19 protein-coding genes are annotated in these 21,701 nt (G+C 72.8%); 8 read left to right on the top strand and 11 right to left on the bottom strand.

Translation table 11 applies throughout. The features are described from left to right. Positions 1-92: 92 nt before the first annotated feature. Both ACH4DZ_RS14640 and ACH4DZ_RS14635 read right to left on the bottom strand, forming a co-directional pair. The gene (locus ACH4DZ_RS14640; RefSeq protein WP_398287423.1) at positions 93-1,124 is read right to left on the bottom strand and encodes a hemolysin family protein; all 1,032 of its coding nucleotides are present in this window, start codon (positions 1,122-1,124) and stop codon (positions 93-95) included. After that, on the bottom strand, positions 1,121-2,527 hold the full coding sequence (locus tag ACH4DZ_RS14635; RefSeq protein ID WP_398287422.1) for a hemolysin family protein: 1,407 nt from the start codon (positions 2,525-2,527) through the stop codon (positions 1,121-1,123). The genes ACH4DZ_RS14640 and ACH4DZ_RS14635 overlap by 4 nt, the downstream gene beginning before the upstream one ends. Positions 2,528-2,852: 325 nt before the next feature. Between ACH4DZ_RS14635 and ACH4DZ_RS14630 the strand changes: the two genes are divergently transcribed. Continuing rightward, entirely contained in the window at positions 2,853-3,881 is a 1,029-nt protein-coding gene (locus ACH4DZ_RS14630; protein ID WP_398287421.1) for a sporulation protein, read from the top strand. Between the two features lie 47 nt (positions 3,882-3,928). Here the strand turns inward: ACH4DZ_RS14630 and ACH4DZ_RS14625 are convergent, their stop codons facing one another. Next, positions 3,929-4,318, bottom strand: coding sequence for a BlaI/MecI/CopY family transcriptional regulator (locus ACH4DZ_RS14625; RefSeq protein ID WP_398287420.1), 390 nt, complete (start codon positions 4,316-4,318; stop codon positions 3,929-3,931). Between the two features lie 79 nt (positions 4,319-4,397). On the opposite strand from ACH4DZ_RS14625, the gene ACH4DZ_RS14620 reads away from it, so the two are divergent. Both ACH4DZ_RS14620 and ACH4DZ_RS14615 read left to right on the top strand, forming a co-directional pair. Beyond that, positions 4,398-4,973, top strand: a complete 576-nt coding sequence (locus ACH4DZ_RS14620) for a TerD family protein (protein WP_107017966.1) — start codon at positions 4,398-4,400, stop codon at positions 4,971-4,973. 28 nt (positions 4,974-5,001) lie between these two features. Then, positions 5,002-5,241, top strand: a complete 240-nt coding sequence (locus tag ACH4DZ_RS14615) for a twin-arginine translocase TatA/TatE family subunit (protein WP_398287419.1) — start codon at positions 5,002-5,004, stop codon at positions 5,239-5,241. Between the two features lie 133 nt (positions 5,242-5,374). On the opposite strand, the gene ACH4DZ_RS14610 is transcribed toward ACH4DZ_RS14615, so the two are convergent. The 4 genes from ACH4DZ_RS14610 to ACH4DZ_RS14595 form a co-directional block, all read right to left on the bottom strand. Next, on the bottom strand, positions 5,375-6,619 hold the full coding sequence (locus ACH4DZ_RS14610) for a cation:proton antiporter (RefSeq protein ID WP_398287418.1): 1,245 nt from the start codon (positions 6,617-6,619) through the stop codon (positions 5,375-5,377). A gap of 3 nt (positions 6,620-6,622) precedes the next feature. Continuing rightward, on the bottom strand, positions 6,623-7,108 hold the full coding sequence (locus tag ACH4DZ_RS14605; protein ID WP_398287416.1) for a cation:proton antiporter regulatory subunit: 486 nt from the start codon (positions 7,106-7,108) through the stop codon (positions 6,623-6,625). Between the two features lie 168 nt (positions 7,109-7,276). Continuing rightward, a complete protein-coding gene (locus tag ACH4DZ_RS14600) occupies positions 7,277-8,695 on the bottom strand; it encodes a flotillin family protein (protein WP_398287415.1) in 1,419 nt (472 codons plus the stop codon). 120 nt (positions 8,696-8,815) lie between these two features. After that, entirely contained in the window at positions 8,816-9,331 is a 516-nt protein-coding gene (locus tag ACH4DZ_RS14595) for a hypothetical protein (RefSeq protein WP_398287414.1), read from the bottom strand. A 463-nt stretch (positions 9,332-9,794) separates the two neighbouring features. On the opposite strand from ACH4DZ_RS14595, the gene ACH4DZ_RS14590 reads away from it, so the two are divergent. Further along, complete coding sequence (locus ACH4DZ_RS14590; RefSeq protein ID WP_398287413.1) at positions 9,795-10,856, top strand: PucR family transcriptional regulator; 1,062 nt, start codon at positions 9,795-9,797, stop codon at positions 10,854-10,856. A 65-nt stretch (positions 10,857-10,921) separates the two neighbouring features. Here ACH4DZ_RS14590 and ACH4DZ_RS14585 read toward each other — a convergent pair whose 3' ends face one another. From ACH4DZ_RS14585 to ACH4DZ_RS14575, 3 genes are all read right to left on the bottom strand, one after another. Next, positions 10,922-12,412: a serine/threonine-protein kinase gene (locus ACH4DZ_RS14585; RefSeq protein ID WP_398287751.1), complete on the bottom strand. Its 1,491-nt coding sequence runs from the start codon at positions 12,410-12,412 to the stop codon at positions 10,922-10,924. A gap of 360 nt (positions 12,413-12,772) precedes the next feature. Further along, on the bottom strand, positions 12,773-13,753 hold the full coding sequence (locus tag ACH4DZ_RS14580; RefSeq protein WP_398287412.1) for an FkbM family methyltransferase: 981 nt from the start codon (positions 13,751-13,753) through the stop codon (positions 12,773-12,775). A 56-nt stretch (positions 13,754-13,809) separates the two neighbouring features. Beyond that, positions 13,810-15,615, bottom strand: coding sequence for a glycoside hydrolase family 15 protein (locus ACH4DZ_RS14575; protein WP_398287411.1), 1,806 nt, complete (start codon positions 15,613-15,615; stop codon positions 13,810-13,812). A gap of 155 nt (positions 15,616-15,770) precedes the next feature. Here ACH4DZ_RS14575 and ACH4DZ_RS14570 point away from each other — a divergent pair, with 155 nt between their 5' ends. After that, a complete protein-coding gene (locus tag ACH4DZ_RS14570; RefSeq protein WP_398287410.1) occupies positions 15,771-16,730 on the top strand; it encodes a hypothetical protein in 960 nt (319 codons plus the stop codon). Between the two features lie 42 nt (positions 16,731-16,772). Here ACH4DZ_RS14570 and ACH4DZ_RS14565 read toward each other — a convergent pair whose 3' ends face one another. Further along, positions 16,773-19,013 carry a BTAD domain-containing putative transcriptional regulator gene (locus ACH4DZ_RS14565; RefSeq protein WP_398287750.1) on the bottom strand — a complete coding sequence of 747 codons (2,241 nt, stop codon included), beginning with the start codon at positions 19,011-19,013 and terminating at the stop codon, positions 16,773-16,775. 210 nt (positions 19,014-19,223) lie between these two features. Between ACH4DZ_RS14565 and ACH4DZ_RS14560 the strand changes: the two genes are divergently transcribed. The 3 genes from ACH4DZ_RS14560 to ACH4DZ_RS14550 all read left to right on the top strand — a co-directional run bounded on the left by ACH4DZ_RS14560 (position 19,224) and on the right by ACH4DZ_RS14550 (position 21,649). Further along, complete coding sequence (locus tag ACH4DZ_RS14560) at positions 19,224-20,114, top strand: alpha/beta fold hydrolase (RefSeq protein ID WP_398287409.1); 891 nt, start codon at positions 19,224-19,226, stop codon at positions 20,112-20,114. Between the two features lie 148 nt (positions 20,115-20,262). Then, on the top strand, positions 20,263-21,096 hold the full coding sequence (locus ACH4DZ_RS14555) for a class I SAM-dependent methyltransferase (RefSeq protein ID WP_398287408.1): 834 nt from the start codon (positions 20,263-20,265) through the stop codon (positions 21,094-21,096). Between the two features lie 82 nt (positions 21,097-21,178). Continuing rightward, the gene (locus ACH4DZ_RS14550; protein WP_398287407.1) at positions 21,179-21,649 is read left to right on the top strand and encodes a luciferase family protein; all 471 of its coding nucleotides are present in this window, start codon (positions 21,179-21,181) and stop codon (positions 21,647-21,649) included. Positions 21,650-21,701 lie beyond the last annotated feature (52 nt).

Genomic DNA, 21,701 nt, shown 5'->3' with positions numbered 1-21,701 from the left:
CGCCGCTCGACGACCGGCTGCCGTCAGCTCACGCGGAAACCCGCCCTGGCCCGGCGGTCGGCCGACCGCCGACCGCCGACAGGGCACACCGGTCAGGCCCCCGCGGGGGACGGGCCCACCAGCTCCGACAGGACGTCCTCCATGGTGACGAAGCCGAGGACCTTGCCCGCCTCGCCGGTGACCGCCGCGAGGTGACTGCCCGTGGCCCGCAGCGCGGTGAGCGTGTCGTCGAGCGGGGTGTCGATGCGGACGCGGGTCACCGGGTGCAGGGCGCTCCGGGGGAACGGCCGGTCCCGTTCGACGACGCCGAGGGTGTCCTTGATGTGGAGGTAGCCGAGCAGCGTGCCGTCCCCGCCGGTCACGGGCAACCGGGAGAAGCCGGCCTCGGCCGCCGCGCGTTCCAGCCGCGCCGGGGTCACGGTGTCGTCGACCGTGCGCATCCGCTGGGCCGGGACAAGGATCTCGCCGACCGGGCGGGTGCCCAGCTCCAGTGCGTCGCGCAGCCGTTCGCCGTCCGCGGCCGTCAGGAGCCCGGCCTCGCTGGAGTCGACGACCATCCGGGCGAGCTGGTCGTCCGTGAACGCCGACTCCACCTCGTCCTTGGCCTCGACGCGCAGCAGCTTCAGCAGGGCGTTGGCGAAGGCGTTGATCCCGAAGATGAACGGCTTCAGGGCCCGGGTGAGGGCCACCAGCGCCGGACCGAGGAGCAACGCGGTCTGCGCGGGTGCGGCGAGCGCGATGTTCTTCGGCACCATCTCGCCGAACAGCATGTGCAGATACGTCGCCACGGTGAGCGCGATCACGAAGGCGATCGGGTGCACCAGGCCGTGCGGGATGTGCGCCGCCTCGAAGGCGGGCTCCAGCAGGTGCGCGATGGCCGGTTCGGCGACCGCGCCCAGGACCAGCGACGAGACGGTGATGCCGAGTTGGGCGGTGGCCATCATCGCCGAGATGTGCCGCAGACCCCACAGGGTCATCCGGGCACGCTTGTTGCCCTCCTGGGCCAGCGGCTCGATCTGGCTCCGGCGTACGGAGATCAGGGCGAACTCGGCGCCGACGAAGAACGCGTTGGTCAGCAGGGTGAGGGCGCCGATGAGCAGTTGGATCGTGGTGGATGTACTCATCGTGACTCCCGCGCGCTCTGACCGACCGGTTCGCCGTCCTGGTCGCCGTCGTGGTCGTCTCCGTGACCGCCGTCGTGACCGCCGTGACCGTCGCCCGGCTCGGCGGCCGGTCCGGTGATACGGACCCGGTCGGCCCGGTGGTGCTCCACGGCGAGGACGTCCAGCCGCCAGCCGCCCAGGTCGAGGACGTCGCCCTCGACCGGGATGCGGGCCAGCCGGGTGGCGACCAGGCCCGCGACCGTCTCGTACGGCCCGTCCGGCGCGCGCAGGCCTGTCGCGGCCAGCTCGTCCAGCCGTACGCCGCCGTCCGCCTCCCAGGCCGTGCGGCCGTCCGCCGCGGCGGGGGCGGGCAGCAGGTCGGGGATCTCGACGGGGTCGTGCTCGTCGCGGACCTCGCCGACGACCTCCTCCACGATGTCCTCCACCGTGGCCACGCCCGCCGTGCCGCCGTACTCGTCGATGACGACGGCCATCGTGCGGGCCGTGCGCATGCGCTCCAGGAGCCGGTCGGCGGGCAGGCTGTCGGGCACCAGCAGCGGGGCCGTGGCCAGTTCGGTGACGGGCGTCGTGGCCCGCTCGTCCGGCTCCAGGGCGAGTACGTCACGGATGTGGACCGTGCCGACGACCTCGTCCAGGCTGTCGCGGTAGACCGGGAAGCGGGACAGGCCGGTCGCGTGCGAGAGGTTGGCGGCGTCGGTGGCCGTGGCGTGCGCCTCCAGCGCCCGCACGTCGACGCGCGGTGTCATCACGTTCTGGGCGGTCAGCTCGCCCAGGTGCAGCGTACGGACGAACAGTTCGGCCGAGTCCGGCTCCAGGGCGCCCTGGGCGGCCGAGTGCTGGGCCAGCGCCACCAGCTCCTCCGGGCCCCGGGCGGAGGCCAGCTCCTCGGCGGGCTCCAGACCGAAGCGGCGTACGAAACGGTTCGCGGTGTTGTTCAGGTGCCGGATGAACGGGCCGAACGCCGCCGTGAAGGCGCGCTGCGGACCCGCGACCACCTTGGCGACGGCCAGCGGGCGGGAGATCGCCCAGTTCTTCGGGACCAGCTCGCCGACGACCATCAGGACGACGGTGGAGAGCACCACGCCGAGCAGGGTCGCCGTGGTCGAGGCCGCGCCGCCCAGGCCCAACGACGTGAGCGGGCCCTCCAGGAGGACGGCCAGTGACGGTTCGGCGAGCATGCCGATCACCAGGGAGGTGACGGTGATGCCCAGCTGGGCGCCGGACAGCTGGAACGTCAGCTTCCGTACGGCCTTCAGCGCACCGTCCGCGCCCCGCTCGCCCGCTTCGGCCGCCCGCTCCAGATCACCGCGCTCGACGGTGGTCAGCGAGAACTCGGCCGCCACGAACACCGCGCAGGCGAGCGTGAGCGACAGGGCGAGCAGAAGCAGCAGGATCTCGGTCACCGTGCCACCCCCGCTCCCGTGCGCGTACGTCTCGGGCCGGGGGTGGCACGGCTGGTACTAGGAGGTTCACCCATGGTGGAACCGCTGCTCCTTCGTCGTCGTCAGGCGTTCGACCCAGTGTAAAGGAATCGCAAAGTAAGGAGTCCAGAGGTGTCGGCCTCACGTGGCGCAGCTCACGTTCTCCCAGGTGGGACGTGGGCGGGGGTGCCTGATTCCGGTGCGACGGGCCGCCCTTAACCTCTACATGTACGTAGAGCATGACCCGTACATGTACGCGGAGCATGGCCGGGCACGATCACCCGCACACGAAGGAGTGGACCCCTCGATGGTGTTCAAACGGCTGCTCGGATCACTCGGCGTGGGCGGCCCCACGGTGGACACGGTCCTGAGCCCCGCCCCCGCCCTGCCCGGCGGGACCCTCTCGGGCGAGATCCGGCTCAGGGGCGGCGGCTCGGACGTCGACATCGAGCACATCACGCTGGAACTGGTCGCGGGCGTCGAGGCCGAGCACGAGGAGGGGGAGAGCGAGAGCGGGATCGTCTTCGACCGCTTCACCGTCGGCGGCGGCCTCCGGCTCGCCGAGGGCGAGGAGCGGACCGTCCCGTTCGGCGTCACGCTCCCGTGGGAGACCCCGGTCACCGAGCTGTACGGGCAGGAGCTGGGCATCACCCTCGGCCTGCGTACGGAACTCTCGGTGGCGGGCGCGCGGGACAAAGGCGACCTGGACCGGCTGACCGTGGCACCCCGGCCCGTGCAGGAGGCGATCCTGGAGGCCTTCGGGCAGCTCGGCTTCGGCTTCAGGTCCGCGGACCTGGAACTGGGCCGGATCGGCGGTACGGGCCAGCAGCTCCCCTTCTACCAGGAGCTGGAACTGACCCCGTCGCCCGCGTACGCCCACGCGGTCAACGAGATCGAGGTGACCTTCCTCGCCGCCCCCGCCGGCATGGAGGTGGTCCTGGAGGCCGACAAGCGCGGCGGTCTCCTCTCCTCGGGCGACGACACGCTCACCCGGTTCACCGTCTCCCACGAGGGGGTCGGCCACCAGGACTGGAACGCCGTGGTCGACGGCTGGGTCCGGCAGCTGGTCGAGCACCGGGAGTCCTACGATCCCGACGCGGCGTACGGGCACGACCGGCACGAGCTGCACGAGCGGTCGGTCCCCGGTATCGGTGCGGGGGTCGCCGCGGGTGCGGCGGGGCTCGCGGTCGGGGTCGCCGGCGGGCTGGTGGCGGCGGAGGTCGTGGACGAGGTGGGCGACTTCTTCGAAGGGGACGAGGAGGAGGGCTCGGGGGAGGAAGCGGTCTCGGGGGAGGAAGCAGGCTCGGGGGAGGAAGCCGGGGAGGACGAGGGCTGACGGCTGGTCGGCCACTCCGCGCGCGGCTCGCTCCGAACGGAGGGGTCTCAGTCCTCCCTCTCCGCCCCGGGGTGGGCCAGCAGGTCGCGCAGCAGGCGTTCGTCGTCGGGCTCCAGGGACGTCACGAAGCTCGCGAGTACGGCTTCCCGGTCCCGTTCGCCGTCGAGGACCCGGCGCATCCGGCGGGCCGCCAGACCCGCCTCGTCCGACGCCGGGGTCCACGCGAAGGACCGGCCGACGCGTTCACGGCTCACCGCGCCCTTCGCCAGCAGCCGGGTCAGGATCGTGATCACCGTCGTATAGGCGAGGTCACCACCCAGGCGCTCCTGCACCCAGCCCGCCGTCGCGGGCCCCTCCGCCGCACGCAGGGCCGACAGGACCTGCGCCTCCAGCTCACCCTGCCCCCGGCGCGGGGGACGCTGCCGCCGGTCCGTCACGTCCTGTCTCCTTCCTTATTTTCTACAGTGCTGTAGATTCTGCCCCACGAGGTACGTTCGCACCAATAAGGAGATCGGCGTGGGAGTTTCCCTTTCCAAAGGCGGCAATGTCTCGCTCAGCAAGGAGGCGCCGGGCCTGACGGCCGTGCTGGTCGGCCTCGGCTGGGACGTGCGGACCACGACGGGCACGGACTACGACCTCGACGCCTCGGCGCTGCTGGTCGACGAGTCGGGCAAGGTCCTTTCCGACCAGCACTTCATCTTCTACAACAACCTGAAGAGCCCCGACGGCTCGGTCGAGCACACCGGTGACAACCTCACGGGTGAGGGCGAGGGTGACGACGAGTCGGTCAAGGTGAACCTGGCGACCGTGCCGGCCGAGGTCGCGAAGATCGTCTTCCCCGTGTCCATCCATGACGCCGAGGCCCGCGGGCAGAGCTTCGGGCAGGTCCGGGGGGCCTTCATCCGCGTCGTCAACCAGGCGGGCGGCGCCGAGATCGCGCGCTACGACCTGTCCGAGGACGCCGCCACCGAGACGGCGATGGTCTTCGGCGAGCTGTACCGCCACGGCGCCGAGTGGAAGTTCCGCGCGGTGGGCCAGGGATACGCCTCCGGACTGGCGGGCATCGCCTCCGACTTCGGCGTCGGCGTCTGACGGGGGCGGGGCGGAAGGGGGGACGCACATGTTCGGGCTGAGCGAGCTCGCCGTCGTCCTCGTCGTCGTCATCGTCGTCCTGGCCGTGAAGAAGGGGCCGGATCTGGCCCGTTCCGCGGGGAAGTCCGCGCGGATCCTTAAAGCCGAGAGGCGGGCGGGGGTGACTTCGTCGACTTCGGAGGGGGACGCTCCGCGGGTGGTCCGGGGAGAGGTCGTCCCCCCGGACGGTCCGCCGCCGGGGCGGCGGCCCTCGGGGCCGAGGGCCTGAACGGGGGGTCACTCGTGACCGCCCGCGCCGTTCCCCGGCCCGCCTGCCTGTCCCGTGCGGGTCCGCTGTGGCGGCCCGCACCAGACGTACGGCCGCACCCCAGGGGTGCGGGGAACTGCGCGGGCCGCGGCCGTTACTTCTCCGCGGGCGCGTCCGGGGTCGGGACCAGGTCCCGGTCCTCCGCCGCGTCGGGCCCAGGCCCAGGCCCCGGCCCGGCCGACCGCCGCCCGACCAGCAGCGCAGCCACCGGCTCCGTATACCTCGCGGTCAGCGGACCGACGATCACCAGGATCAGCACATACGCCGTGGCCAGCGGCCCGAGCCGCGGCTCGATCCCGGACGTCACCGCCAGCCCGGCGATGACGATCGAGAACTCGCCGCGAGCGACCAGCGTGCCGCCGGCCCGCCACCGCCCCTTCGCCGAGATCCCGGCCCGCTTGGCGGCCCAGTAACCCGTCGCGATCTTCGTCCCGGCCGTGACCACGGCCAGCGCCAGCGCCGGCAGCAGCACCGGCGGAATACTCGCCGGATCGGTGTGCAGCCCGAAGAAGACGAAGAAGACGGCGGCGAACAGGTCCCGCAGCGGCGACAGCAGCCCGTGCGCCCCCTCGGCCACCTCCCCCGACAGCGCGATCCCGACCAGGAACGCCCCCACCGCCGCCGACACCTGCAGCTGCTGCGCCACACCGGCGACCAGCAGGGTCAGCCCCAGCACCACAAGGAGCAGCTTCTCCGGGTCGTCGCTGGACACGAACCGGGAGATGTGGCGGCCGTACCGCACCGCGACGACGAGCACGAGCCCGGCGACACCGAGCGCGATGGCGAGCGTGGCACTGCCCGCCGCCAGACCCGCACCGGCCAGCAGCGCGGTGATGATCGGCAGGTAGACCGCCATGGAGAGGTCTTCGAGGACCAGGATGCTCAGGATGACCGGAGTCTCACGGTTGCCGAGCCGCCCCAGGTCGCCGAGGACCTTGGCTATGACACCGGACGAGGAGATCCAGGTGACTCCGGCGAGGACGACGGCGGCCACCGGCCCCCACCCGAGCAGCAGCGCCATCGCCGCGCCGGGCAGGGCGTTCAGGGCGGCGTCCACCAGGCCCGCCGGGTACTGGGTCTTGAGGTTGGAGACCAGGTCGGTCGCCGTGTACTCAAGCCCGAGCATCAGCAGCAGCAGGATGACGCCGATCTCGGCGCCGATCGCGACGAACTCCTCGCTGGTGCCCAGTGGCAGCAGCCCGCCCTCGCCGAAGGCCAGCCCGGCCAGCAGATAGAGCGGTATCGGCGAGAACTGGAACCGTCCGGCGAACCGGCCGAGCAGCCCCAGACCGAGGATGATCGCGCCGAACTCGATCAGGAAGACCGCGGACGAGTGCACGTGTCACTCCCTTCCGAGTATGGTCGCGGCCGACTCCACGCCCTCGCGGGTGCCGATCACGATCAGGGTGTCCCCGCCGGCCAGCCGGAAGTCCGGCGTCGGCGAGGGAATGGCCTCGGCGCGACGCAGTACGGCGACGATCGACACACCGGTCTCGGTCCGCATGCAGGTCTCACCCAGCAGGCGTCCGTTCCAGTACGAGACCGACGACAGCTCGATACGTTCGGCGACCAGGCCCAGCTCGGTCGTGGACAGCAGGCTGGGGCTGTGGTGGGCGGGCATCAGGGCGTCGATGAGCGCCGCGGACTCTCCTGCGGAGAGCCGGACGGACAGGGCGCAGGCGTCCGGGTCGTCCTTGCGGTACGCGCTCAGCGTCCGGCCGCCGTCGCGGTGCGCGACCACCGAGAGGCGGCGTTGCTCGCGGGTCGTCAGGTCGTACCGCACCCCGATTCCCGGCAACGGCGTACTGCTCAGGCGTGGAGTGCCCATGACTGGTCCCCTGTCCGATGTCGATCTGCTGATCCGTTCACCCTACGGCGGGCCCCGGAATGCTTCCCTTTGCGGGCCGGTGGGGGTGGGCCGCGCAGTTCCCCGCGCCCCCAAAAGATGAAAGGCAGGGGCGCAGCCTCCACCGGCCCGCAGGCGGATGCCGTGCCGTCAGTCGGTGACGTCGACCTTGCCGTTGGCGGGCGGCGCGGTCGGCGCGGCCGTCGGCCCCGTGATCCTGCGCAGCAGTTCCGGCAGGTCGACCCCCGTCGTGGAGCTGAGCAGCTCGACCCCCTGGGCGACGTTGTCCGCGACCGTACGGGACAACTGGCTCGCCCCGTCCGTCGAGATCACCGTCATCTTGTCGATCGCGCTGAGCGGCTCGGACGCCTTGGCGACGACCTGCGGCAGCACCTCGACGACCATCTGCAGCACCGCCGCGTCGCCGTACCGCGAGAACGCGTCGGCCTTCAGCCGCATCGCCTCCGCCTCGGCGGCCCCCTTCGCCCCGATCGCCGCGGCCTCCGCCTCACCCTCGATCCGTACGGCGTCGGCGAGCGCCGCGCGGTGCGCCTTCTCGCCCTCACCGGTCAGCCGGGACCGCTGGGCGTCCGCCTCGGCCTGCTTGACCAGCGCGACCCGGCGGGCCTCCGCCTCCTGCTCGGCCTGGTAACGCGCCGCGTCGGCCGGCTTGCGGACCTTGGTGTCCAGCTCGCGGTCGGTCAGCGCGGCCTGCCGCTGGGCGACCTTCTCCTGTTCCGCGAGGACTTCCTGACTGCGGGCCGCCTCGGCGAGCGGACCGGCCGCCGCGGCACGGGCCGCCGCCTCGTCCGTCTCGGCCTTGATCTCCGCGGTCTTGAGCGCGAACGTCCGCTGGGCGATCGCGATCTCCTCCTCGGCCTTCAGCCGGGCCTGCTCGGCGGCGCGCCGGGCCACCGCCTCCGCGATGTCGGCCTCCTGCTTGGCGCGGGCGGCCTCGGGGCGGCCGAGGTCCTCCAGGTAGGAGCCCTCCGTGGTGATGTCCTGGATCTGGAAGGCGTCGAGCACCAGGCCCTGTCCGGACAGACTCGCCTCGGCCTCCTCCGCGACCTGCCCGGCGAACGCGGCACGGTCCCGGATGATGTCCTCCACCGACATACGGCCCACGATGGAGCGCAGCGCGCCGGAGAGCACTTCCTGGGTGAAGCCGACGATGCCGTTCTGCTGCATCAGGAACCGCTGGGCGGCGGCGCGGATGGAGTCCTCGGTGCCGCCGACCTTGACGATGGCGACGCCTTCGAGGTTCGCCTTGACGCCGCGCAGGGTGACCGCGCCGCGCACCGTGATCGGGATGTGCCGGCTGGACAGGTCGAGCGTGAACTTCTGCTGGACGAACGGCACGACGAAGACACCGCCGCCGACCACGACCTTCTGGCCGCTGTTGTCGGTGAACACCCGCCCGGTGTCCGGGTCGGTGGACTTCTTGCCGCGCCGCCCGGTGACGATGAAGGCCTGGCTGGGCCCGGCCACCTTGTACCGCGTGACGACGACGAGCGCGAGCAGGACGAGGAGTACGACGACTCCCACGACCGCGACGAGCACTGGACTCATGATGAATTCCCCCCTTGCCACCCCCAAGGCGGCAGATCGTTACGGACCAGAATCAAGAACAAAGAACAAAGAACAGAGAACAGAGAGCCAACGACCAAGAAATGCCAACTGCGGATCGCTTCAGCGCCGGACCGGGCGGACCGCCACCGACGTCGGTGACAAGGACTCCTCGACCCAGACCTCGGTGCCCCGGGCCACCGCTTCGGGGCTCTTCGCCGCGAGTTTCAGCGGCTGGCCCGCGAGACGCACGAGCACCTCGCCGTAACCGCCGACCGGGATCGGGGTGACGACGGAACCCGCACTGCCGACGAGGTCGGTGCCGCGCGGTGTGGCGGACGGCTCGTCGCGCATCAGGGCCCGGCTGAACCGCCAGGTCAGCCCGCCCGCCGCGGCCCCGGCCCCGATACCCACGGCGGTGGCGGGCCCGGCTCCGAGTCCGGTGGTGCCGAGCACGAGGGCGCCGCCGAAGCCGAGCATCGACACGAACCCGGCGATCACCGGCAGCGAGAGCAGTCCGTCGAAGAGCCCGTCCAGGAAACCCGCCCCGCCGAACAGCCCTTCCATTACGCCGTCGAAGACCAGCGTCAGAAGCAGCAGCACGACCCCCGCGATGCCGAGACCGAGAAACAGGTTCATCCGGCCACCTCCCCGACTGTGCCGATCACCTCGGCGGACTCGCAGTGTGCCAGATTCATGCGTTATACACATTGCCGGATTCCGGCAGTCTTTACGCTTTCTTGGTGCCGCTTCGACACACGAGCCCCGGGTGTCTCGGCCCCTTGGCGCCGCCCGGCATCAGGGACGCGCGAAGACTGCCGGGATCCGGCAATGCGCGGGTCCCTCTCCCCCGGGCACGATGGGCGGGCAGAAACAGGGAACCACGCGGAAGTGACGGGGGATCCGCGTGGGCCTGCAACGGGGGACGGACAGGGGCCCCGGTAGCGAACACCGTCAGCCGACGGCCGGTACCGGGGCCCCGCCTCTGCCGTGTCCCGGCAGCGAACCCCACCCTCACCGCACCACACCCCCGCCCCATGCGCTAGAAAGGCGTCACCAGCTCATCGAGGGAAAACGGCTCATCGGGAGAAGAGGGGCGCGCATGGCGGGGCGGGACGTACCCGAGGAGTACCTGGACGGGTACGCGCGTATCCTCGCGGACGCCTCCGCGACGGGCCGGCGGCTGACCCGGGACGAACTCGACTCCCGGCGTGCGCTGGGCGAACGGGCCGCCGAGGCCGGGTTCGGACTGCGCGCCCTGGTCGGCGCCCACCTCACCACCGCGCGCGTGCATTGGCCCGTTACCGCCGGGGAGAGCACCCTCGCCGCCGTCGAGCAGGCCGTCGACGCCTTCGCCGAGGGCTACGAACGGGCGCAGCTCCTCGCCGTACGCCAGGAGGAGGCCGCGCGCCGGGAGTTCATCGACGACCTGCTGCACGGCCGCAGCGACCTCGGTCTGCTCGCGGAACGCGCCGAACGCTTCGGGCTGCGCCTCTCGCACGCGCACGCCGTCGCCGTGGCCCGGGGCAGCGCGGGTCACGACGGGTACGACGAGGGGGACACCGTGCCCCGCGAGGTGGAGCGCGCGCTGATCGCCAGGTTCGGCGACCGCAGCATCCTCGTCACCACCAAGGACGGGCGCCTGGTGTGCATCGCCCCCGGCGACCAGGACGACGTACTCACGTTCTTCGCCAAGCAGGCGTACGCGGCCACCGACGGCGGGCAGGTCGCCATCGGCCGCTCCCAGCCAGGGCCCGGCGGGGTCGTCCAGTCCTACGAGGAGGCGCTGAACGCCCTCGACCTGGCGGACCGGCTGGAGTTCGACACGCCCGTGCTGCGCTCCGCCGACCTGCTCGTCTATCCCGTCCTGACCCGGGACCGGCAGGCCATGGCCGACCTGGTGGTCAGCGCGCTCGGACCGTTGCGCGCGGCCCGCGGCGGCGCCGAACCGCTCCTCGACACGCTCACCGCGTACTTCGACTCGGGCTGTGTCGCCGCGGAGGCCGCCCGGCGCCTGGCGCTGAGCGTCCGCGCGCTCACCTACCGGCTGGAACGCATCCACAAGCTGACCGGGTCGAACCCGGCGGACCCGGTGCACCGGTACACGCTGCAGACCGCGGTCATCGGCGCGCGGCTGCTGGACTGGCCGGAGAAGGACTTCTGAGGACTCCGAAGGACGTCCGGGGAATCACCCTCCCCGGCCGCCCTGCCGACCGCCCTCCCTGGCGCTCACTCCTCGCCGTCGTCCGCGTCGTCCCCGTCGTCGTCCTGGTCGTCCGACTGGTCTTCCTCGCCCTTGTCCTGCTTGCGCGGCTTCCCCGCGTCCTCGTCGGGGTCCGGCACGACCTCCCGAATCTCCTCCGTGACGGAGGGGGAGGCGGAGGGCGCCGTATTGACGTCGGGCGCGGTCCCGGTCTCCTGACCCTGTTCCCCGCCCCGGTCCCCTCCCTGGCCCTGGTCCTGGTCCTGGCCCTGGTCCACCGCTCCGGCCACGGGCGCCCCGGTGGCCGACCTGCCGGACGAGCCCGCGGTCGCACCGGCGGAGGGTGTCGCGTCCTTCGACCCGTCCTCCGACCCGGTGTTCTCCGGCGAGAACATCGACATGCCCGCGAGCACGGCCAGTACGAAGATCACGGCACCGGCGAGGATGCCGAACACCCGGGGCCTGCGACGGACGGCGGTTCCCACACCGCCGCGTCCGCCGCCACCGCCGGCGGGCCGTGCGCGCCGCGAAGGCCCGGAACGGGCGGAGTGCGAAGCGTGCGAGGAGGGTGCCGTGGCGGGCAGGGGACCGGAGCGGGCCGCGTGCGCGGAGCGCCCGGTCGGCTGCGCGGCGGTCGCCGGGAGCCGGTACGTCGTCGGGGCCCCGCTGTCGGCTCCCCCGGGCTGCTGCGGGGGAGCGGTCGCGTACGACACCTGGGTACGCGCCTGCTGTGCGGCCACCGGGAGCGGCTCGGCCCGTCCCTGCCAGGCGCCCGTGCCGAACCAGTCCGCGACCTCCTGGGCCGTGGGCCGGTCCTCGGGCTGCTTGGCGAGCAGACCGAGGAGGTAGTTCTCGAAGGCGGGCGGCAGTTGGACACCGCGCTCACGGGGCGGCACCGGCGCCATGTCGATGTGCTGGTGCAGGGTGACCGTCGCGCTCTCGCCCTGGAACGGCGGTCTGCCGGTGAGGAGTTGGTAGAGCACGCAGCCCAGGGAGTACACGTCGGAGGCGGCGGACGCCGGACGGCCAAGGGCCCGCTCGGGAGCGAGATAGAGGCTGGTGCCGACGATCTGGCCGGCCGTGGTGAGCGCGGACGACGGGTCGTCGACGAAACGGGCGATGCCGAAGTCGCCGATCTTCACGGTGCCCTGGGCGTCCACGAGGAGGTTGCCGGGCTTGATGTCCCGGTGCACGATCCCCTCGCGGTGCGCGGCGGTGAGGCCCGCTGCGGCCTGGGCGGCGATGGTGGCCACCCGTTCCGCCCCGAGGGTGCCGGACGCGGTCAGCTCCTGGGCCAGACTGCGGCCTTCGACCAGCTCCATGACCAGGTAGAAGCGGTCGTCCCAGGCGCCGAAGTCGAAGACGGCGACGACGTACGGGTGGCTGAGCCTGGCCGCCGTCTGGGCCTCCAGCCGGAACCTCGCGGACGCGGCGCTGTCCGCCTCGTCCCCCAGCAGCAGCTTGACGGCCACGGCCCGGCCGAGCACCTCGTCGGTGGCCTGCCACACCTCGCCCATCCCGCCTCGGCCGATGGACGCCTGCAACCGATACCGCTCCGCGACGAGCACCAGCGAATCATCCTCAACAGCAGAAGGCCAACACGACTACCGCGAACGGCACTTCAGTGTTACGGAAGCGCGCGGATGGGGGGACTCGCAGTCCCCTTAGCCTACCGATCCCCCGACCCTGCGAACGCCCTGCGGGCCGCGGGGTCGTTCGGCTGCGGGCCCGGTGGGGGTTGCCCGCGCAGTTCCCCGCGCCCCCAAAAGATGAAAGGCCGGGGCGCAGCCCCGCCTTTCAGGGGCGCGGGGAACTGCGCGACCAGCCACAGGCGACCCGAACCCGACATCCCACCAGGGGCGCGGGGAACTGCGCACTCAGTTGGAGGGAGGGCGGACCATCACGCAGTCGAATTCGACTACTTGGCCTGTCGCGGGGTCTCGGGTCACGGGGTACATGCCGGTGACCCCGAACCCCGCCGCCTCGTAAGCGGCGACAGCCTCCCTCATCGCCGGACTCCCCTCGTACAACCGCAGAGCGGCCACCTCGGACTGCATCCCGACGAACTCCGAGATCCGCTCACCCGCCCCGGCGAACACCTCCATGTCGAAGCCCTGCGTGTCCATCTTCAGATACGGCCGGGGGTCCTCGACCCCTTCGAGCGCCTTCTGCATCACGCCGTCGAGACGCCGGATCTCGATCTCCTCGGTACGCCCCTTGGCGAACCGCCGGTAGCGCTCCTTGCCGTACTCGCTGGGCGGAAGCAGGGAGTTCATGGACTTCCAGTCCACATGAATGGACTGCACCGCCTCCTCGCGGCCGAGCGCGAAGTTGTACACATGCCAGTCCGGGTCGTTCTCGGCGGACTTCCGCAGCTTCTCGAACGTCGCGGAGACCGGCTCGAACGACACGATGCGCCCGGTGTAGCCGAAGCGCCGCAGCCCCTTCCCGTACTGCCCGCTGTTGGCCCCGACGTCGAACACGCAGTTCACGCGGTTCAGTTCCAGCAGCGCGGCCACATGCTGCGTGCACAGATAGTGCGCGGCGGCGAGCTGGAACTCCCGCTCCCCGTCCGCCGGGACCGCCTTGTCGAGGAGCAGGCGCGCGCCCGTGTCGCCGAGGGGGACACTCCGCACGTCCCGCTGCGCCGACCCGCGGGCCACCACCCAGGTGTCGGTGCCGGCGTCCGTGACCGCGTACCGGCTCCGGCCGCGGGTCACCAGATCGGCGCCGCTCCCCACCGGCACGACGGTGCGGTCGCCCCGCCGGAACAGCAGGGAGGTACCGGGACCGAGATCGACCACCTTCACACCTATCCGGGGAAGGAATCCGAGCAGTCTTCTGTAAAGGGTCGGCATCGGGTCAGCCTCGCAGAAGTCGCCGCGGATTCACCGGTACTTCACGGAACAAGTTCTTACCGACGACCGGTCGCGTGGCGGTCGAGTTCGTACGCCGCTCTGATGAGGGGCACGTGCGTGAACGCCTGGGGAAAATTGCCCAGTTGGCGGCCGGCGACGGGGTCGTACTCCTCCGCCAGCAGGCCTACGTCGTTGCGCAGGAGCAGCAGCCGTTCGAACAGGGTCCGGGCCTCGTCCTCGCGCCCGGTCAGCCGCAGGGCGTCCGCGAGCCAGAAGGAGCAGGCCAGGAAGGCGCCCTCGCCCCCGGCCAGCCCGTCGGGGCCCGCGGATCCGCCGGCGTTCGTCGAGTAGCGGCGGACCAGGCCGTCGTCGGTCGCCAGCTCGCGTTCGACGGCGGCGACCGTGCCGACCACCCTCGGGTCGTCCGGCGGCAGGAACCCGGTGCGCGGGATGAGCAGCAGCGCCGCGTCGAGGGCGCGCGAACCGTAGGACTGCGTGAACGTGGAACGCGCCGGGTCGAAGCCCCGCTCGCAGACCTCCCGGTGGATACGGTCCCGGATCTCCCGCCAGTGGGCGACGGGCCCCGGGCGCCCGTGGTCCTCGGCCAGCCGGACCGCACGGTCGAAGGCGACCCAGCACATGACCTTGGAGTGGACGTGGTGGCGGGGTTCGCCGCGCATCTCCCACAGGCCCTGGTCGGGCCGGGACCACACCTTCTCCAGATGGTCGAGCACGGCCCGCTGGAGCGCGACGAGATGCCGCTGGGGCCGCAGCCCCGAACTCAGCGTCAGGGCCAGGGTGTCCATCAACTCGCCCGGTACATCGAGTTGTTGCTGCACGGCGGCGCCGTTGCCGATCCGCACCGGCCGCGAACCCTCGTACCCCGGAAGCCAGTCGGCCGTCCACTCGGTGAGTCTGCGCTCGCCGCCGATGCCGTACATGATCTGGATGTCCTGCGGGCGGCCGGCCACGGCCCGTTCCAGCCAGCCGCGCCAGGCGTCCGCCTCGGCGGTGAAGCCGCTGCGCAGCAGCGCCTCCAGGGTCATGCCGGCGTCCCGCAGCCAGCAGTAGCGGTAGTCCCAGTTGCGTACCCCGCCGGGCTGTTCGGGCAGGGAGGTGGTGGGCGCGGCGACGATGCCGCCGGTCGGCTCGTAGGTGAGGGCCTTGAGGGTGATGAGGGAGCGTACGACCGCTTCGCGGTAGGTGCCGTCGTACGAGAACGGCCGCAGCCAGTCGCTCCAGTACTCCTCGGTGCGGCGCAGCGCCTCGAAGGGGTCCACGGGGCCGGGGGCGGGCAGGTGGGAGGGCTGCCAGGTCAGGACGGAGGGGATGCGTTCGCCCGCGGTGACGGTGAAGTCGCCGGTGTGGGCGTGTCCGTGCGCGGTCAGCGGGACGGGCGTGGACAGCCGCACCGACTCGGGTCCGGCGACCCCGGTGAGCTGCCCGTGCTCGCGGTGCATCCAGGGCACCACGCTCCCGTACTCGAAACGCAGCCGCAGGTCCATGCGCAGGTCGACCGTGCCGGACACGCCCTCGACGAGGCGTACGACGCTGGGGGCGCCGTCGCGGCGCGGCATGAAGTCGACGACGGTGGCCCGGCCGGTGTCCGTCTCCCACTCGGTCTCCAGGACGAGGGAGTCCCCGCGGTAGCGGCGGGTGGAGGCCGGCGGGCCGGAGCCGTCGTACGCGGCCACCGGGGCGATCCGCCAGCGGCCGTTGTTCTCGTCGCCCAGCAGCGCGGCGAAGCAGGCGGGGGAGTCGAAGCGGGGCAGGCACAGCCAGTCGAGGCTGCCGTCGCGGCCGATGAGAGCGGCGGTCAGCAGGTCTCCGACGAGGGCGTAGTCCTCGATCCGTCCCGGCATGGGGTCAGTGTGGCCGCGGGAGTGGGCGGAGGCATCTCGAAGGCGCCCGCCGGCTCACCCGGTCGGCCCGGTGCGCTGGTGGGAGGTGCCGCGCGATGGTGCCGTGGGAGGAGATCCAGCAGAACCCCTGTCGTCGGGAGCCGTAGGAGGCATCCGTGCTGAACCGTCCGCCCCGCCGTCAGTGCCGTCAGCGCCGTCACCGGCGTACCGTCCCCGCCCTCGGGCCGGCCCTCGTCCCGGTCCTCGCGGTGGCCGCGCTGCTCACGACGGCCGGGTGCTCGGGCGGTGGCGGCGGAGCCGGTGCCGGTGCCGCGGACGACGCGGCGGCCTCCGCCTCCGCCGTGGCCGCGCGGGCCCCCTCCCCCTCCCCGTCGGTCACCGTCGCGCGCACGCTCACCGAGGCGCAGGCGAAGTCGGCGCTGATCACCCCCGCCGACCTCGGCGACGGCTGGACGGGGACCCAGGGCGCGGCGACCTGGCGGGACGCCCTCCTCAAGGGCAAGGCGGACGTCACCGACTGCCAGCGGCTGCTCGACGGCCTGTACGCCGAGAACCTGCTGGGCGATCCCGCCGGGTCCCGCGCGGCGGCCGGCTTCGACGACACCGGCGCCGGGGCGCAGCTGCGGTACCAGGTCGGGGCGTACGACCGGGCGGCGCTGGACTCCTCGCTGGCCTGGCTGAAGACGGTGCCGGAGAGGTGCGGGCAGTTCACGGCCACGGATGTCAGGGGCGGCCAGTTCACCGTCCGGGCCGTCGCCGCGCCGCTGCCCGGCCTGGGCGAGGCCGCCGAAGGTCTGCGGGTGACCGTGAGCGGCGACGGCGGCGGCTGGCCGGCCGTGCTCACCCTGGACCACGCCGCCGTACGGGTCGGCGACAGCGCGCTCTCCCTCACCGACGGCGGACTCGACGAGGTGGACGCCGAGGACATCCGGCGGGCCGCCGAGGCCGGCACGCGGCGCCTTGAGGAGGTCCTGGCCGGCCGGACGCCCGCGGCGGCGCTTTCGGCTCCGGCTTCGGCTTCCGCTTCGGACTCGGCTTCGGTCCCCGCCCCGGAGGCGGAGTCGGAGTCGGAGGCAGAGTCGGAGGCCGAGCCGGACCCCGATGAGCTGAGTTGAGCTGAGCTGAACCGAGCTGAACCGTGACCGCGGGTACGGCCGTCACGGCCGGTCGGTGAGGTACCGCTCAACCGGGCCCAGCGTGAGCAACCCGCTGCCCGCGCCCGCGAGTTCGGCGGCGGCGGGACGGAGGCGGTCGCGGGCGCGTTCCTGTGCGGGGCGGTCGCCGAGGCGGCGGGCGGCTTCGGCCTCCAGCGCGCAGCAGGCCTCGTACAGGAGGTCGTGCGGGGGCTCCGGGAGGGCGCGCAGGGCGGTACGGGCCTCGGTGCGGCGGCCTGCTTCGAGCAGCGTGAACGGCTCGGCCCAGGGGCGGTACGGGCCCCAGTCGGGCGGCCGGGGGCGCTGGTCCGGATTCGGGTCCGGGTCCGGGTCCCGGTCCGGGTCCACCGGGAGGTCGTGGGTCAGGCGCAGGCAGAGGAGCGCTAGGGGGAGGAGGCCGCGTTCCAGGCCGGGCATTCCGGCGCCCGCCAGGCGGGTGGCGGCGGCGCGGTAGGCCTTCTCCGCTTCGGCCGGCCGGCCGGTCGCGCTGAGCCGCAGGGCTCCGTACCACTCGGTGAAGACGCTCACGAGGGGTAGTTCGTGGCGTTCGGCGAGGTGGTCCGCGGCGGTCGCGTGGCGGTCCGCGCCGGGGAGGTCGCCGAGTGCCGCGCGGGCCTGGAGGCGGATGAGGTGACCGAGGACCTCGTAGGTCACCAGGCCGTGGCGTGCGGACAGTTCGACGAGTTCGGCGCCGATCGCGTCGCGTCGCGGGGCGAGGCCCGCGCGGGTGAAGGACTGCATGAACGTGCCGTTGAGGGCGAAGGCCAGCAGGGCGGGGTCGTCGAGGCGGCGGGCGAGGGTCTCCGCCTCGCGGGCGGCGTCGGGGCCGCGCCGGCCGTGCGCTCCGCGGGTTTCCAGGGCGATGGTGGCCAGGAGGCGGCAGCGGGCCGGGTCGTGCGCGCGGGTGCCTGCCGGCAGGGCTCTGAGGGTTCGTTCCGCGGCGGCCACGATGTGGGCGGCGGCCGTGGGGTCGTCCGCGCGGGTCCAGATCGCCGGGACGTCGTACGCGCCGATCACCCGGGCGGTCAGCTCCGGGTCGGCGAACTCCTCCGCCGCGGCGATGGCCGCCGTGCGGTGGCGGCGGGCCTCCTCCAGGCCCGCGCCGCCGGTGACCGCGAGGTTGCGGAGCAGGCCGACGGTGGAGTGGAGGCGGGTGCGGGCGCCTCCGGCGACGGTGCGGTGGTAGGACTCGGCGGCCCGGGTCCACAGCTGGGCCGTGACCTCGGTCGCGGTGTGGCTGCCGCCGGGTGCGGTGTGGCTGCCGCCGGGTGCGATGTCGGGTGCGGGTGCGTTGGGGCTGGGCGCGCCGTTCCCCGCGCCCCCGAAAGACGAAAGACTGCGCCGTTCCCCGCGCCCCTGGGTGGGTGGGGCGTCGGCCTCGTTGCCAAGTGCGGGTGCGTTGGGGCTGGGCGCGCCGTTCCCCGCGCCCCTGAAAGACGAAAGACTGCGCCGTTCCCCGCGCCCCTGGGTGGGTGGGGGTAGGTTCAGGTGGGGGTTTTGGGTGAGGATGTCTGATTCCAGGTGGCGCAGGTGGGGGCCCGGGTCCACTCCCAGTTGGGTGATCAGGACCGTGCGGGCGCGGCGCAGGACGGCGAGGGCGTCTCCCTGGCGGTCCTGGCGGTAGAGGGACAGGGCCAGCAGGCGCCAGGCGTTCTCCCGCCAGGGGTGGTCCGTGAGGTGGGCGTCCAGGTCGGGGACCGCGTCGGCGGGGCGGCCGAGGGCGAGCAGGGTCTCGGCACGGCGTTCCACGGCCTGGAGGCGCAGTTCGGCGAGGCGGGCCCGTTCGGCGCGGGACCAGTCCTCCCCCTCCCCGGCGAACTCGGCGTACGCCGGGCCCCGCCACCAGCCCAGAGCCTCCTCCAGGGTCGAGAGCGCCGCCGGGGCGGGCAGACCGGCCGCGGTACCGAGCGCCGTCTCGAAGCGCCAGGCGTCCACCGTGTCCGGCGCGGCACGCAAGGCGTATCCGGGCCCGTCGGTGACCAGCAGCCGGGCCGGCGCCCGGGGCGGCCGGTCCGGCTCCAGGGCGCGCCGCAGGACCGCCACGAAGGTCTGGACGGCGCCCACGGCTCCGGCGGGCGGCTCCGTCCACAGGTCCTCGACCAGCCGGGACACGGGTACCACCCGGCGGCGGGCCACGATCAGCCGGGCCAGCACGGCCCGGTGCCGCGGCCCCTTCAGGGCGAGCTCCCGCCCGTCCTCGTCCGACGCGACCGTCGGCCCGAGCACCCCGAACACCACTCGCACGTCCCGCTCCACACCGACCTCTCCCACCACCGCGTCCTCCCGGCCCACGCTACCTGCGCCGGTCACGCCGTACCCGCCTGCTGACCAGCCGCTGATTCGCACCCCCCACCCTGAGACCCAGGCCCGGCCCGTCCGCCCTTCTGGGGCGCGGGGAACTGCGCGACAAGCCCCCACCGGCCCGCATCCGACACACCACCTGCGAGGACCCCCATGCCCCACACCACTCCCACGATCCCGGGCTTCGCCCACCACCGCATCCCCGGCGCCGACGGCATCGAACTGAACGTCGCAGTCGGGGGCGGCACAGGCACCCCCGTCGTCCTCCTCCACGGCTTCCCCCAGACCCACCTCATGTGGCGCCACGTCGCCCCGAAGCTCGCCACCGACCACACCGTCATCTGCCCCGACCTCCGCGGCTACGGCGCCAGCGACAAGCCCGCCGACCCCGACGGAACCGCGTACGCGAAGCGCGCCATGGCCGCGGACGTCGTCGCGGTCGCCAGGGCGCTGGGGCACGAGCGGTTCGCGCTGGTCGGCCACGACCGCGGCGCCCTCGTCGCGATCCGGGCGGGCCTCGACCACCCGGAGACGGTCACCCACCTCGCCTCCCTGGACGTCCTGCCGACCCTCGACATGTGGGAGGTCATGCACGGAACATCCGCCGCGATCGGCTTCCACCTCTACCTCATGGCCCAACCGCCGGGCCTGCCCGAGCAGTTGATCGGCGCGAGCCCCGACGCGTTCTTCGGCCACTTTTTGGACGTCTGGACGCGCGACCCGGCCGCCGTACCGGCGGACGTCCGTGCCGCCTACCTCGCGGCGTCCCGCGCGGCCGTCCCGTCGATCGTCGCGGACTACCGCGCCTCCGCGGGCGTCGACGTCACGCACGACCGGGCCGACCGGGAGGCCGGCAACCGGCTGCGGATGCCGGTGAGCGTGCTCCAGCAGGACTGGGGCGCCGCCCTCGGCTTCGACGCCGCCGCGCTGTGGTCAGCGTGGGCGGACGACCTGCGGCACAGCACCGTCTCGTGCGGCCACTTCATGGCGGAGGAGGCCCCCGACGTCGTCGTAGGGGCGATACGGGAGCTGCTGCGCCGGTGACGCGGGGGGCTGCCAACCGGAAACGGCTCGGTTAGCTTGCCTGGGGAGACCTGCCCCGCGCGGCCCGCCGGAGAAGAGACCGGACAAGAGGCCGACGGGGAGCCCGGTGGGACGTCCGGTGAAGAGTCCGGTGGAGAGGAGAGGGCCGGTGGACAAGCGCACGCCCCGACTCGGCGAGGTCCAGGAGACCCTGCTCATCCCCCTCTACGCCCGTGCGGTCGAGACCCGTAAAGCGCACGGACTGCTCAGCGATCCACAGGCTGTGGAGATGGTCGACTCCCTCGACTACGACTTCTCCCGCTTCGACGGGGCGCGGAGCCTGCTCGGGGCGAATCTGCGCACCCTGCTCTTCGACCAGTGGGTACGGGAGTTCCTGGCACGGCACCCCGCCGGCACGGTCGTCGAGATCGGCACGGGACTCAACACGCGGTTCGAACGGCTCGACAACGGCACGGTCCACTGGTTCGACCTCGACCTGCCCGATGTGATCGCCCTGCGGCGGGGCTTCTTCAAGGACACGGACCGGCGGCACATGGTCTCCGCCTCGGTCACCGATCCGCAGTGGATGGAGCAGGTGCGCGGCAGCAGCCCCGGGCCGTACTTCCTGGTCGCCGAGGCGGTGCTGGTCTATCTGGAGGCGGAGCTGGTCCGTTCGGTGTTCCAGCAGGTCGGGGAGGAGCTGCCCGGGGCCCGCTTCGCCCTGGAGACCGCGGCGTCCCGCGTGGTCGACGCCCAGGACAGCCATGACGTACTGGCCGAGGTGACGGCCCGTATGCGCTGGAGCTGCGACAACCCCGGTGCGCTCGAACAGTGGGAGCCGGGCCTCAGCCTCACGGACTCCCGCACCCTGGCCCGTCTGCCGGCCCCGGTCGCACACCGGCTGCCCCTGCGCTACCGCCTCCTGCTCCCGGTCGTGGCGACGCTCAGGCGCCGGGACGTCGAGGCGTACCGCTGCAACCTGTTCAGGTTCGCCGGGGAGTGATCGGGTAACCGGCCGTGCGGTGCGCGTAGTCGGAGGTGGCTGGGGGTGGTACTCCAGGTGAAGCGTGCGCGAGGATGGGGTCATGACCGCGGCCCCTCGCGCCATTGCTCTTCTGGAGACCTGGCCGAACCTGGTAAGTGGCCCGCCCCGGTGCGCCGTTGGGCATGCCTTCGCTTCGGCGGGACACGAGATCGTCCACTTCCACTCCGACGACTCCGCCGACCTCTGCCTCACGCCCACGGCGGTCGAACGCCTGCTTCCCCAACTCCTGCACGCCAGCGCGATCAGAGTCCGCCCCGGCGCCTCCTGGATCACCGTGCTCCTCGACTGCGACGCCGACGTCCAGCTGCTGCTGGGGCTGGTGAGTGTCGCGCTGAAGGAGCAGGGCGCGGTCCCGCTCCGGCGCCCGACACCGCCCTGCGACTGGGAGCGTCCGGCGGTGGTCCCCGGGCCACGTCCGGGAGCGGCCCGCCGCGTGGTGGACCGGCTCATGCCGCACCACCGGCAGCCGCCACCCCTGACGACCGCCACCGCCGACGGCCGCGGTCACTGACGGCCTCGGTCACTGCCAGCCGCCGCCTTTGAAAACAGCCTCTTGGAGGCCA

Source organism: Streptomyces sp. NPDC017991, from assembly GCF_044328075.1.
Lineage (GTDB): Bacteria > Actinomycetota > Actinomycetes > Streptomycetales > Streptomycetaceae > Streptomyces.
The sequence above is the reverse complement of the archived record's forward strand: the minus strand, read 5'-3'. Positions and strand labels throughout refer to the sequence as shown.